We start from the raw sequence: 14,369 nt of genomic DNA, 5'->3' as shown, positions 1-14,369 counted from the left end.
ATTGAATTAGAAAATGAGTATGACATGTACCAAGGTGGATTCATTTGGGATTATATAGATCAAGCATTATGGACTGAAGATCGATATGGTAAGCCATATTTAGCGTTTGGTGGAGATTTTGGTGATCAGCCAACGGATTATAACTTCTGTGTCAATGGAATTATTTATGCTAATCGTGAAGCATCGCCAAAAATGCAAGCGATTAAAGGAGCATATCAACCATTTACAATTGAAGTTAAAGACGGTGGGGCGCAAATTCAAAACAAGAACATGTTCACAAATTTAAATGAATATACTCTAAAGTGGGAAATTGTGCGTGGTGAAGAAGTCGTATCATCTGGTGAGGGATACTATGATTTAGAACCATTATCAACTGGTTTCATTGATTTAGGGATCAATGTGACTCCACATCAGGAAGAACAAGTGATAACCATCTCAATTTGTTTAAAAGAAGACACAATGTTTGCTCCATGTGGTCATGAGGTAGCATTTGGTCAGTTAATTGTGGATGCAGTTAAAGAAGAAGAGATTCATCCTGTTAAAGCGTTCCAAATTGCAAATGGTGACGTGAATGTTGGAATTAGCGGTGAAGGATTTGAGGTCATCTTTGCTAAAAACTTAGGACGTATGGTTTCAATGAAATATGATGGGATTGAGTATATTCACCAACCAAACTTATCGTTAATGCCAAATTTCTGGCGTGCATCAACGGATAATGATCGAGGAAATCAAGCGCCGATTAGAATGGCACAGTGGAAGTTGGCTTCGATGTATGCCTTCAATGAATTTATGGAAATTAATCGTCTTGAAGAAGGATTAGAAGTTATTTTTACTTATAATTTAAATACAATGCCAGTTTCGCATGCAATTGTTAAATACTTCATTAATAGTTATGGTCAAATTCACGTGACAATGAGTTATGAAGGTGTTGAGGGATTACCAAATATGTTTAAGTTTGGAATGGATTTAGCGATTCCTTGTGAGTTCAATACGTTAACTTGGCGAGGATTTGGGCCTGATGAAACGTATGCAGACCGTGAGTTTGGAGCACGCTATGGAACATTTACGAACCAAGTAGCTGACAATCTAGCGGCTTATGTGATTCCTCAAGCATGTGGAAATCATACGGGAGTACGTTATGCAACGTTAACAAACGAATCAGGAGCAGGGTTAAAAATTACAGGAGATGCTCCATTAAGTTTCTCAGCGCTTCCGTATACATCTCATGAGTTAGAAGCGGCGTTCCATCATTATGAATTGCCACCTGTTCACAAAACAGTTCTTTCAATTAATCATCAGGAAATGGGAGTTGGAGGCGATGATTCTTGGGGAGCACGCCCAGACGCAAGATTTGAATTGCCAGCCAACATGAAGTATGAATATAGCTTTGTAATTGAGTCAGTAAAATAGTTAAAATTCTTAGCACCTGAACTTTTTATAGTTTAGGTGTTTTTTTTATAGAAAGTTAATTTTTATTATTTCAACTTTATAAAGAAAGCGTTAATATTAAATCGAAGTATTCATATGAAAGGATATGATGGATACTTAATGAGTGTTTGATTTTATGAGGAGAAAAGATTTCATCGTGATGTTTTCTGATGAGGGTTCATGCAAAAAATTAATTTATGAGTGGGGGATTAAAGTATGAAAACGACGCAAGAGATTCAGTCAGTGTTAATGAATCCAGAAATTTTTGAAATTAATCGTTTAAAAGCACATAGTGATCATCGTTATTATAAGACATTAACAGAAGCCATTTCTAAAGTACAGATGACATGGCGTCGCTCATTAAATGGAGAATGGTTATTTAATTATAGTGAAAACGTGATGGAACGTCCGGTTGGATTTGAAGCGTTAAATTTTAATTGTCAGAATTTTAATCGTATTCATGTTCCAGGCCACATTCAATTACAAGGTTATGATAAACCTCATTACGTAAATGCACAGTATCCTTGGGATGGGCACGAGGAGTTAGTCCCACCCTATATTCCGACGACATTTAATCCAACGGCTTCTTATGTCACTTACTTTGAAGTACCAAAAGAGTGGGAAGGACAAACGGTTTGTATTTCATTTCAAGGGGTTGAGACCGCCTTTAATGTCTGGTGTAATGGAGAGTTTGTTGGATATAGTGAGGATAGCTTTACACCGAGTGAATTTGATTTAACAAACTTCATCAACCGTGAAGGTGAAAATAAATTAGCAGTTCAGGTTTATAAATGGTCAACAGGAAGTTGGCTTGAAGATCAAGATTTTTGGCGTTTATCAGGAATTTTTCGTGATGTTTATTTATTCACGAAACCAACAACGCATGTGGAAGATTTATTTGTAAAAACAACACTAAAAAATGACTATCAGGATGCAACGGTAAGCGTAGACTTCAAGGTAATCGGTCAACAGGCAACAATTGTTTCACAATTAGTAGATGCAAATGGACAGGTTGTGGCTAGTGGAGCTTGTGATGTTTTTGATGGATGTGCAAAATTAGAGTTAGATATCACTAATGCTCACTTATGGAGTGCAGAACATCCGTATCTTTATCAATTGCAATTAGAGGTAAAGGTAAAAGGTGAAGTTGTTGAAGGGATTTGTCAACGTGTCGGAATTCGTCAATTTGAAATGATTAATAAAGTGATGCATTTAAATGGGAAACGCATCGTGTTCCGAGGTGTAAATCGTCATGAATTTAGTGCAACTTACGGACGTAGTGTAACAAAAGAAGAGATGGAATGGGATGTGAAATTTTTAAAAGAGCATAATTTTAATGCAGTTCGTACCTCACATTATCCAAACGCTTCGTATTTCTATGAGTTATGTGATGAATATGGATTATATTTAATTGATGAAACGAATCTTGAAACTCATGGGACTTGGAAGTATGGTGTTTCGGTTGAAGAAAATGAGCCGGCTATTCCAAACGGACGTCCTGAATTTTTAGAAATTATTTTAGATCGTGCAAAGTCAATGCTTGAACGAGATAAAAACCATCCAAGTATTTTAATTTGGTCTTGTGGAAATGAAAGTTTTGGGGGAGAAAACTTATACAAAATGTCACAGTACTTCCGTGAAGCTGATGAAACCCGCCTTGTTCACTATGAAGGAGTTTTTCATGACCGCCGTTATCATAAAACATCAGATATGGAAAGTCGCATGTATACGAGAGTTCCTGAAATTCGTGAATACTTGGATAACCATCCTGAAAAGCCATTTATTTTATGTGAATATACCCATGCAATGGGCAACTCAAATGGTGGAATGGACCGCTACATTGAGCTTGAAGATGAGTACGAGATGTACCAAGGTGGATTCATATGGGACTATATTGATCAAGCGTTATGGACAAAGGATCGCTACGGTAAGCCATATTTAGCGTTCGGTGGAGATTTTTCTGATCAGCCAACGGATTATAATTTCTGTGTCAACGGAATTATTTATGCGAATCGTGAAGCATCACCAAAAATGCAAGCGATTAAAGGGGCATATCAACCCTTTACGGTGATTGTAAAAGAGGGTGGAGCACAGATTCAGAACAAGCATTTATTTACGAATTTAAATGAATATACACTGAAGTGGGAGGTTGAATCAGGTGAAAAATTAGTAGCATCTGGTGAGGGATACTATAACTTAGAACCATTATCAACAGGATTTATTGATTTAGGAATCGATATGACGCCACGTCAGGAGGAATTAGTGGTAACTGTTTCAATCTGTTTAAAAGAAGATAAATTATTCGCTTCATGTGGACATGAGATAGCATTTGGTCAATGCATCATAGAGGCAGTTAAAGAAGAAGCAGCTCAACCTGTAAAAGAATTTACGATTGTAGAAGGTAGTACAAATGTTGGAATTCATGGTGAAGGATTTGAAGTGCTGTTTGGTAAAATACTCGGGCGCATCGTATCGATAAAATATGATGGTGTGGAGTATATTCATCAACCAAACTTATCATTGATGCCAAGCTTCTGGCGAGCGGCGACTGATAATGATCGTGGAAGTCGAGCTCATCTTCAATCTGCACAATGGAGAACAGCAACCCTTTCTTCATTCCATGAAAAATTAGAATTTAATCGACGTGTAGACGGCTTAGAAGTAATCATTACGTATAATTTAAATACCATTCCAAGTTCTCATGCTATCGTGACCTACTTTATTAATAGTTATGGACAAATTCATGTTCACATGAGTTATAAAGGTATTGAAGGCTTACCAAATATGTTCAAATTTGGAATGGATTTAGCGATTCCATGTGAGTTTAATACATTAACATGGCGAGGATTCGGGCCAGATGAAACATATGCTGACCGTGAATTTGGGGCTAAATATGGAACTTATACAAATAAAGTTGCTGATAATGTAGCAGGATATGTGATTCCTCAAGCATGTGGAAATCACACGAGAGTACGTTATGCAACCATAACGAATGCAACTGGAGCAGGATTAAAAATTACAGGAGGTGCTCCATTAAGTTTCTCAGCTTTACCTTATACATCTCATGAATTAGAAGTAGCGTTCCACCATTATGAATTACCACCTGTCCATAAAACAGTTCTTTCGATTAACGCTCAAGAAATGGGAGTTGGAGGTGATGATTCTTGGGGAGCACGCCCAGAAGCGAGATTTGAATTGCCTGGTAACGAAAATTATGAATACAGTTTTGTGATTGAGCCGACAAAATAAACTAACAGGGGACCTTGCTAAGTGAAGGTCCTCTTTTGTTTTGAAAAAAGAGCCTTTAAATTTTAAAGGATCTTTGAAACTCCTGTTAAATGATTATTGAAAATATTTCACTTATTGATGCATTTGTTGTCAAGCGCTTGTTTCGAATGTAGTAGATTTTTTTGTCTAAAAGATTATGTACGTTTTCTTTGAACTAAGGAGGAATCTCGCGAATATAGTTTATTAGATGAAACAAGCAACCAGAAACACTTCAAACATTAAAGGAGTTGTTACCTATGAGAGTGTATCAAATTAAATTTAATTCAGTTGAAGGGGTTAAAAAATTCATTAATATTGTTGGAAAATATGGATATGAAATCGAGTTAGAGCGTGATGGTCATAAGGTTGATGCGAAATCAATCATGGGGGTTTTAAGTCTCGGATTCGAAAGACCCTTAAATTTAATTGCTTCTACAGAAAATGCAATTAGTTTACAAAAAGAAATTCAAGGTTATTTATTATAAGATTTTAAACCAATGACAAAAAAGGGGAGGTGTCATTGGTTTTTATTTTGTAAAAGATTTTGGGATAAAAAAATAGAGAGAGGTCGTAGGTGGATATCAGAGAATAGACTATAAAATTCCGTTTAAATATTAATAATTTTTAGTTGAAAAATAAAGTTTCTAACTCATTATTCGACATTTTGAAAAGTAAATATGTAAAAATTGTAGAAAATACATTATCAATTCATTGGTTTTTTGAATAGAAACGATTCAAATTCGTTAATCTTAATAATCTTCCTAACAACAAATAAAAAAACGATTAAATTTTAGAAAATAATATAACATTTCTATTCAATCTGTGTTACAACGAAACCGTTAACATAGTAACTGATTTAAACTTTAAATTACTAAAAAAACTAGGGAATAGTTTCAAGATAGTAGGGGCAAGCATTAAAAGTTTATGTTAGTTATTGATTAAGTTAGAGGGGGATTCAAAAATGAAAAAAGTAACATCGTTATTGTTTGCAGCGACATTAGCAGCTGCAGGTTTAGTTGGATGTAGTAGTGGAAATGAAACAAAATCTGAAACGCCAACGGATTCATCAAGCAATACTGAAGTAAAACCTGAAACGACAACAGACTCAACATCTGGAGATAAAGTAGAAATTAAGTTATGGTTAGATTATGATAATTATGCAGAAGCATTAGAAGAAGCAATCGAAGCAAAATACTCTAATATTGATATTGTTTGGGAACACGTAGAATCAACTCAATCTAGAACTAAGTTAGAGTTAGATGGACCGGCAGGGGTTGGACCAGATATTTTCTTACAGCCACATGATACAATGGCACAATCGATTCAAGGAAATATTTTATTACCACTTGGATCATCTTTAAGTGAGAATGTAAAATCACGTTTTATTGAGAGCGCTGTTGAAACGGCAAAATCAGGAGATCAATATTATGGTGTTCCAATTTCAACTGAATCAATTGCTTTATTCTACAATAAAACATTATTAGAAGAAAATGGATTTGATGTTGCGACAACGTTTGAAGAAGTAAAAGCACAAGGAGATGTGTTTAATAATGCGGCTGAAAATAAATTCATCATGCGTTTTGAAGCGGGGAACGCCTATACGATGCAATTTTTCTTAACAGCAAACGGTTACCAATTATTTGGAGCGGATCATACTGACCCAAATGCAATTAATTTCGATTCTGAAGAGGCAATTGCTGGATTAGAATATTTCAAATCTATGCAAAAATATTTACCAGTCCCTTATGCTGACTTAACAACTGATACCGTTGAAGTTGAGTTCGGTAAAGGAACTGTGCCATACGTTATCGTTGGTCCATGGGCTATTTCTGAAATTAAAAACACAGCAGACTTTGAATGGGGAATTACAACCATTCCAACGATTAATGGGGTTCAACCATTAACATTCTCTGGGAATATCATTGCATCTATTAGTGCTTACACACAACATCCTGATGAAGCACGTCAAGTATTAGAATACATGATTTCTGATGAAGGATTAGAAATTCTTTATAAAGTTCGTGGAGCAATTCCAGCCTTACAAGATCCAACTGTTATTGATGGACTTTCTGATGATGCTTATGTAATGGGAGTTCTTGAACAAGCTCAATTCTCTGAACCGATGCCAAGTATTCCTGAAATGGCAAGTTTCTGGGCACCTGCTGAAACAATGTATCGTTCAGTTTGGGAAGGGTTAGCGACTCCACAAGAAGCGGCTACAAAAGCCATGTCAGATTACGAACAAGCATTATTGTTAGTACAATAATTTAATTTTGAAAGAAGTTATCTAGTTTGGGATAGCTTCTTTTTTTTAGATAAATAATAAGCTAAAATACTGTATTGATGTAAACTAAATATTTAGGATGTCTTGATTATTAAAGGAAAACAATAGATGCGATGATGAAAATAAGGAGTTTAGTTATGAAAGTTGGCGTTATTTCAGATACTCATAATGTTTTAAGAGAAGAGGTGTTAGATTATTTAAAAGACTGTGACTATATTATTCATGCAGGTGATGTCTGTCAGGTAGAGATTATGGAACGTTTAAATCAGATTGCTAAAACGTTCGTGGTAGCAGGAAATAATGATAAAGCACTCGATCTTCCAAAAGATTTAGAAATTGAGTTGGGTGAAATCTTAATTTATGTTGTACACGATAAATTAGATATTCCTAAAAATATGAATCATGTTAATCTTATTATTTATGGTCACTCACATAAGTATGAGTATGAGGAACGTGAGGGGATTAAGTATTTAAATCCCGGTGGTTGTGGACGTCGGCGATTTTCATTACCATTAACCATGGCAATCCTTCATCTAAATGATAATCATATCGAAATTGAAAAAATTGACTTACAATATTAAAAGGAGCATGTCATTAAAGAATGCTCCTTTTTTTGTGTTTATGGAATCAGATGAATCCAACCATAAGAATCAGGTATTAATCCCCACTGAATTTTTGTAAGAGTTTCATAAAGTTTATGAGTGAGAGGACCGGTTTCAAAACCATTAATGATAATTTCATCTCCCTTATAATAAAGTTCTCCAATGGGTGAAATAACGGCAGCAGTTCCTGTACCGAACGCTTCAGTTAAGGTTCCATTATGGCCTGCGTCCATTAATTCTTCAATACTTAAAAGTCGCTCTTCTACCGTGATGCCCCAGTCTTTTAGAAGATGGATAATCGAATTACGAGTGACCCCAGGCAAAATAGAACCGTGAAGAGGGGCTGTAATTACCTTGTTATCAATCACGAACATGGCATTCATTGTTCCCACTTCTTCAATATATCGACGATGAATCCCATCTAACCATAATACCTGTGTATAACCGTGCTCTTTCGCTTTTCTCTCGGCGACGATGCTTGAGGCGTAATTTCCACCGCATTTTGTGAATCCCGTTCCCCCGATGACAGCTCGAACATATTCATCTTCAACCCAAATTTTAACAGGGTTCACGCCTTCAGGATAATAGGAGCTGACTGGTGATAAAATGATGATGAATTTGTATTGTTTTGATGGATGAACGCCAACTCCCGCTTCGGTTGCAAACATAAAGGGGCGGATGTATAGAGAGTGTTCAAACTCATCTGGAATCCAATCCTGTTCGTATTTGACGAGTGTTTCAATCGCTTTAATGAATAAATCCTCAGGAACTTCAGGCATACAAAGTCGCGCATTGGATTGATTTAAGCGATGAGCATTTAGTTCAGGTCTAAATAAAGCAATTTGACCATCTTGTAATTTATAGGCTTTTAACCCTTCAAATGTTTCTTGAGCATAGTGAAACACCATGCAAGCCGGGTCGAGTTCAATCGGTCCGTAAGGAATAATTTTAGCATCGTGCCAACCGATTCCTTCTGTATAATCCATTGTAAACATATGATCGGTAAAATATTGTCCAAACCCAAGAGGTTCACCACTCGGTTTTTTCTTGAGATGATTTGAACGTTCAATTTTAATATCCATTATGATTCCTCCTTATGCACAAAAAGAGACTATGCAAGTCTCTCATCTGATTTGACCTTTGATTCAATCCCTTTGTACATGAACACTAGGTCGTTGTAGTGAAATTTATTTTTGTGGTAAAACTGTGCGGCATCTACGTTATTAGTCATCAAGGTAATACCAGCTAGATTTCTTTCTTTCACATACTTCTCCATAAATCGAATCAAGTGTGTTCCATATCCACGATGTTGAAGATCCGGTGAGATATAAAACTCATTTATATTCAATTCATCGTGACGCCACCATGTGCGTTCATGACAAAGTGAAACTCCAACAATTTCTCCATCGTCTTCAAGTAAAAAACCAACAAAGCGTGGCATTTGAGTGAGTTCTTCAATATAGGTTTTAGCTTTTTCAGTAGACCAGCGACAATCCCAAGTCGTTGTATTATAAACTTCAATTAAAAGGTGGGCACAAGCTGCTAGATGTTCGGGCTCGTAGTAGATAATCCTCATTCATTTCACTCCTCTTTCAAGTCTTATACTTCTAACATATGAAGGAGTAGGGGAGTTTATTAAAAACTTCGAAAAAAAGTGATTCATGAGTTTTATCGTAATTGAGGAGAAGATAGCCTCTTAGCAGTAAGGAGTTATAAGTTAACTTTTTAAGTAATAGGATGAAATCATTTATTTGGTTAGTTCTTGTACAAAATAATAAAAGAGGTGACTTCTAATGAGCCACCTCTTTTGTTATTTTGTAAATGTGAAGGTTGTTTCTTGAGTATAAATTTCGCCTGGTTTTAAAACTTGTGATTCGAAATCAAATGGAACTAAATGTGTTTCAAAACAAGCCCCTAAATGATTTTCTCCCATACGACCATTTTCAAATGTTAAATCTGGTGTTAGGAAATTTCCGGCATAAAATTGCATAGAAGGTGAGGTTGTTGAAACTTTTAAGGTGCGATTTGAATCTAAATGTTTAAAGACAACGGCATGGTCAATATCGCTTAGAAGATATAAGTGATCATATCCTGATGTGTGTTCAAATAAGGGTAACACTTCTTTAGACTTATGATTAACAATCGTTGGTTGATTGAAATCAAATAATGTTCCTTTAACCGGTACTAATTGTGTTGTAAATGATAAGTTTTCATCCACCTCAGCAACATAATCAGCTTTAATTTGTAACTCATGATTATAAATGTTTTCTTTTAAGTTACCTGATAAGTTGAAGTATGCATGTTGTGTTAAGTTTACAATGGTATCTTGATCGGTTGTGGCTTCATAAGTGACTTTAAAGTTGTTTTTGTCAAGAAGGTAGCATACTTTAACTGATAAGTTTCCAGGGAATCCATTTTCTTGATGTGGTAGTGTCGTTGTTAAGGCATAACCTGATGGAATTTCTATCACGTCAAAGTTAGCATAAGTTAAACACTGTGCACCACCATGTAAATTATTAGGTCCATTGTTAAGATCAACGTTAATCGTCTGGCCATTTAATTCGAAGATTCCGTTTTTAATACGATTTGAGGTACGTCCGATAATCGTATTTAAGTAACATCCGTTATCAAAGTAAGATTCAATATTCTCGTAAGCAAGTACTAAGTTTTCACTGTAGTCATCACTTGCAAGAGCAATTTTAGTGATTGCCCCTCCAAGATTTAAAAAACGAACTTCTAACTCTTCATTTTTCATGCTATATTCAACCACATTGATGCCATTGAATATACCTTTTTCAACTGTTTTGTATTCCATTTTTATCCCCCTTAATCATTCATTATAAACTACTTGAACGTCGAATAAGACGAGTCGGAATCGTTACTTTTTTTGCAATTTCACGATCATTGGCAATGCGTTCAATAATTAAGTCAATCGCTGTATCCCCCATGTGTTTTGTATTCATATCAATGGTTGTTAATGATGGAATCGTATACTGTGCTAGTGAGATATTATCATAACTAATAATTGAGACAACATCTGGTACTTTAATGTTATTTTCATTTAATGCTTTTAAGCATCCAATGGCCATCGCATCTGATGCCACGATATAAGCATCAAGAAGATGATCTTTTTTGATAATCTCAGACATGATTTCATACCCTGAATCAGCTGTAAAAGCTCCAAGATAAACATGGCTTTGATTAAATCGTTTCATTTTTGTCATTTCATCAATATAAGTAGTTAAACGCATATCAAGAAGTTCTTGTCCATCTAATGTTTTTTCAATTCCACAGATAAATCCGATTGAATTTAATTTTAAATCTACTAAATATTTAATAATATCTTTTGTTGCTTCTGTTAAATCTGCCATCACGACATCGATATTATAGTGTTTTGAATAGCAGTCAACTAAAACAAGATGGGGATTGATTTCATACAGTTTATCAATCTCATCATGACTGTATTTTCCGAGGGCAATTAATCCATCTAAATTCATGGCAGCAATATCTTCAAATGATTTCATTGGAAGATAGATTTTTTCTAATTTTATATTTTGAACCTGACATTGGTTTTCGATAGCTAATCGAATTGACATATAATACGGATCTGTAATTTCTTCTGCTACTGAATACCAGTAAACTAATCCAATTGTTAATCCGGATGTCTTTTTTGTTGTTTTGTTACGACGACTAAGTGGAACATAATTCAATTTTTCAGCAGTTGCCATAATTTTTAAACGAGTATCATCTGATACATTAAAGTTTTTATCTTGATTTAAAACTCGAGAAATGGTTGTAATAGAAAAACCAGTTAAGTCAGCAATATCTTTAATTTTTGCCATAAGGCGCCTCCTTTCTATGAATAATGAATATTTTTATCACTATTTTCACTATTATTTTATCATCATCTTTCATAAAATAAAACAGAATAGCCGAAACATTTCAAAAAAATGTAAGGGTTTTAACAAAATACTATTGATTTTTTTAGTAAAAAAGTATAAAATTTTAGTACAGAAAGAAATCGTCAAGTAAAAGAACGAATAAAGGAATAGAAAAATTAAAAAAAGAGAGGGAAATGAAATGATGGTTGAAAATATGAAAGAAGCATTTGAAAAAGTATTCGGTGAGGGGAAAGAAACCAAAATGTTTTTCTCTCCAGGACGTGTTAATTTAATTGGGGAGCATATTGATTACAATGGGGGATGTGTATTTCCATGTGCAATTACTTATGGGACTTATGCAGTTGTATCAGAGCGTGAAGATAAAAAAGTTCGTTTATATTCAGGAAACTTTGAAGAACGCGGCATGATTGAATTTGAATTAACAAATTTAGCTCATACAGAAGATGAAAACTGGAGTGCTTATGTTAAAGGGGTTATGGTCCAATTTTTAGAAGCAGGATATGAAATTGCGAATGGATTCGATGCCTACGTCTTTGGAACAATTCCAAATGGATCAGGATTATCGTCTTCAGCATCACTGGAATTATTAGTGTCACAAATTTTAAAAGAATTAAATGGTTATGATATCACAATGGTTGATATGGTGAAGTTATCACAAAAGGCTGAAAACGAATATGTAGGCGTTAATTGTGGAATTATGGATCAATTTGCGATTGGGATGGGGAAAAAGGACTCAGCTATTAAATTAAATACAAATGATTTATCATATGAGTATGCAGAAGCTAATTTAGGGAATCATTCTATTTTAATTATGAATACAAATAAAAAACGTGAATTAGCGGATTCAAAATATAATGAGCGTCGAGGAGAGTGTGAGGCGGCATTAGAATTATTAAAAACAAAAGTAGATATTAATTTCTTATGTGATTTAAGTGTTGCTGAGTTTGATAATGTCTCAAGGGTATTAAATAAAGATATTTTATATCGCCGTGCAAAGCATGCTGTAACGGAAAATGAACGTGTTAAATTAGCCATTGATGCATTAGGAAGTGGCGACTTAAGACGTTTTGGAAAATTATTAAATGCTTCACATAAATCATTACGTGATGATTATGAAGTAACAGGGACGGAATTAGATACAATTGTTGAACTAGCTTGGGCACAAGAAGGTGTGCTAGGAGCTCGTATGACGGGAGCAGGATTTGGTGGATGTGCGATTGCGTTAGTTAAAAATGAAACATTAGAGACAGTTAAACAAGCAATCGCAAAAGGATATAAAGAAGCCATTGGCTATGATGCAGATTTATATGTTGCCACAATTGGAGATGGAACAAAAACTTTAGTTTAAGGGGAGAAAAGGCATGAATATCAATTATGAAATTAATCGTCTCATCAGTTTTGCATTAACTCATCACATGATCGAAGAAGCTGATGTCTTATATACTGCAAATAAAATCATCGATATTTTAAGATTGCCTGCATTTGAATATGAAGAAGTTCAATTAGAATCGATGGAAAATCCAAGTGAAATTTTAGAAGCTATTTTAGATTATGCTGCTTCAACTGGTGTACTAGAATGTGACAGCATCGATCATCGTGATTTATTAGATACTAAAATCATGGACTGTTTAATGCCACGTCCATCTGAAGTGATTAAAACATTTAATGGACTTCATGCTAATAATCCTAAAGTTGCGACAAGTTATTATTATAATTTAAGTAAGGCTTCGAATTATATTCGAGTAAGCCGTGTTGAAAAAAATTTAAGTTGGAAATCATCAACTAAATATGGTGATTTAGATATTACGATTAATTTATCAAAGCCTGAGAAAGATCCAAAGGCGATTGCGATGGCGAAAAGTCTACCAAGCTCAAATTACCCAAAATGTTTACTATGTAAAGAAAATGTTGGGTATGCTGGGACATTAAATCATCCAGCACGTCAAAACCATCGTATTATTCCCTTAACGTTAACAAATGAAGAATGGTTCTTGCAATATTCTCCGTATGTTTACTATAATGAGCACTGTATCATTTTAAAAGGTGCGCATGAGCCCATGAAAATTTCAGCCAAAACATTTGAACGCTTATTACAATTTGTAGAACAATTTAAACATTACTTCATTGGATCAAATGCAGACTTACCGATTGTCGGGGGATCTATTTTAACACATGATCATTTCCAAGGTGGAGCTTATGAATTTGCAATGGAGAAAGCACCGATTTTAAAAACGTTAAATGTTTTAAATTTTGCAGATGTTGAAGTTGGTTTTGTGAATTGGCCACTTAGTGTGTTACGTTTAAAATCAACGGATCGTCATCGTTTAGTAGAACTTGGGGATATTATGTTAAAGCATTGGCGTGGGTATAGCGATGAATCATTAGGAATTTTAGCTTATACAGATGAAACACCTCATAATACGATTACACCAATCGCTCGTTTTAAAGAAGGAAAATATGAGTTAGATTTAGTGTTACGTAATAATCGTACATCTGAAGATCATCCTGATGGAATCTATCATCCTCATGCTCACTTACATCATTTGAAAAAAGAAAACATTGGGTTAATTGAGGTTATGGGATTAGCTGTTTTACCAGGACGTTTAAAAGATGAATTAGAGGTAGTAAAAGAAGCCCTTATTTTACGAGATGCAGATGTCTTAATAAATGCTAAGTTAGAAAAACATGTGCCATGGCTTGAGGAAATGCTAAGACGTTATGAAGCGGTGGAAGTTTGCAAAGCCATGTCAATTATTGAAGCAGAAGTAGGTTCTAAATTTGTAGAGATTTTAGAATGTTGTGGCGTTTATAAACTAGATGAAGAAGGATTAGCGGGGATACAACGCTTTATTAACTCAATTAATCGTTCATTTTAAGGAGGAAGTT

General features: G+C 34.7%; 11 protein-coding genes. 7 read left to right on the top strand and 4 right to left on the bottom strand.

Features of this window, described 5'->3' with window-relative positions; all coding sequences use genetic code 11:
* From QWC74_RS04625 to QWC74_RS04605, 5 genes are all read left to right on the top strand, one after another.
* A partial coding sequence (locus QWC74_RS04625; protein ID WP_288993935.1) for a beta-galactosidase domain 4-containing protein occupies positions 1-1,410 on the top strand: 1,410 nt, incomplete at its 5' end.
* A gap of 234 nt (positions 1,411-1,644) precedes the next feature.
* Positions 1,645-4,677 (top strand): glycoside hydrolase family 2 TIM barrel-domain containing protein, encoded by a 3,033-nt coding sequence (locus QWC74_RS04620; RefSeq protein WP_006784365.1) that lies wholly within the window; start codon positions 1,645-1,647, stop codon positions 4,675-4,677.
* Positions 4,678-4,952: 275 nt separating this feature from the next.
* The gene (locus QWC74_RS04615) at positions 4,953-5,180 is read left to right on the top strand and encodes an HPr family phosphocarrier protein (protein ID WP_006784364.1); all 228 of its coding nucleotides are present in this window, start codon (positions 4,953-4,955) and stop codon (positions 5,178-5,180) included.
* A 476-nt stretch (positions 5,181-5,656) separates the two neighbouring features.
* Entirely contained in the window at positions 5,657-6,961 is a 1,305-nt protein-coding gene (locus tag QWC74_RS04610) for a maltose ABC transporter substrate-binding protein (protein ID WP_006784363.1), read from the top strand.
* A 155-nt stretch (positions 6,962-7,116) separates the two neighbouring features.
* A complete protein-coding gene (locus QWC74_RS04605; protein WP_006784362.1) occupies positions 7,117-7,560 on the top strand; it encodes a metallophosphoesterase family protein in 444 nt (147 codons plus the stop codon).
* A gap of 38 nt (positions 7,561-7,598) precedes the next feature.
* Here the strand turns inward: QWC74_RS04605 and QWC74_RS04600 are convergent, their stop codons facing one another.
* The 4 genes from QWC74_RS04600 to QWC74_RS04585 all read right to left on the bottom strand — a co-directional run bounded on the left by QWC74_RS04600 (position 7,599) and on the right by QWC74_RS04585 (position 11,423).
* Complete coding sequence (locus QWC74_RS04600; protein WP_006784361.1) at positions 7,599-8,663, bottom strand: branched-chain amino acid aminotransferase; 1,065 nt, start codon at positions 8,661-8,663, stop codon at positions 7,599-7,601.
* A 29-nt stretch (positions 8,664-8,692) separates the two neighbouring features.
* The gene (locus QWC74_RS04595; RefSeq protein ID WP_006784360.1) at positions 8,693-9,157 is read right to left on the bottom strand and encodes a GNAT family N-acetyltransferase; all 465 of its coding nucleotides are present in this window, start codon (positions 9,155-9,157) and stop codon (positions 8,693-8,695) included.
* Positions 9,158-9,391: 234 nt separating this feature from the next.
* Positions 9,392-10,396 (bottom strand): aldose epimerase family protein, encoded by a 1,005-nt coding sequence (locus QWC74_RS04590; protein ID WP_006784359.1) that lies wholly within the window; start codon positions 10,394-10,396, stop codon positions 9,392-9,394.
* Positions 10,397-10,418: 22 nt separating this feature from the next.
* A complete protein-coding gene (locus QWC74_RS04585) occupies positions 10,419-11,423 on the bottom strand; it encodes a LacI family DNA-binding transcriptional regulator (protein ID WP_006784358.1) in 1,005 nt (334 codons plus the stop codon).
* 238 nt (positions 11,424-11,661) lie between these two features.
* Between QWC74_RS04585 and QWC74_RS04580 the strand changes: the two genes are divergently transcribed.
* Both QWC74_RS04580 and galT read left to right on the top strand, forming a co-directional pair.
* Positions 11,662-12,831 (top strand): galactokinase, encoded by a 1,170-nt coding sequence (locus tag QWC74_RS04580; RefSeq protein WP_006784357.1) that lies wholly within the window; start codon positions 11,662-11,664, stop codon positions 12,829-12,831.
* 13 nt (positions 12,832-12,844) lie between these two features.
* Positions 12,845-14,359, top strand: a complete 1,515-nt coding sequence (gene galT, locus QWC74_RS04575; RefSeq protein ID WP_006784356.1) for a UDP-glucose--hexose-1-phosphate uridylyltransferase — start codon at positions 12,845-12,847, stop codon at positions 14,357-14,359.
* The last annotated feature ends 10 nt before the right edge of the window (positions 14,360-14,369 follow it).

Origin of the sequence: uncultured Turicibacter sp., assembly GCF_938044715.1 — a bacterium.
In the GTDB taxonomy this organism is placed as follows: Bacteria; Bacillota_I; Bacilli_A; order MOL361; family Turicibacteraceae; genus Turicibacter; species Turicibacter sanguinis.
Note: the sequence above shows the minus strand (reverse complement) of the source record. Positions and strands in the feature narration are given on the sequence as shown.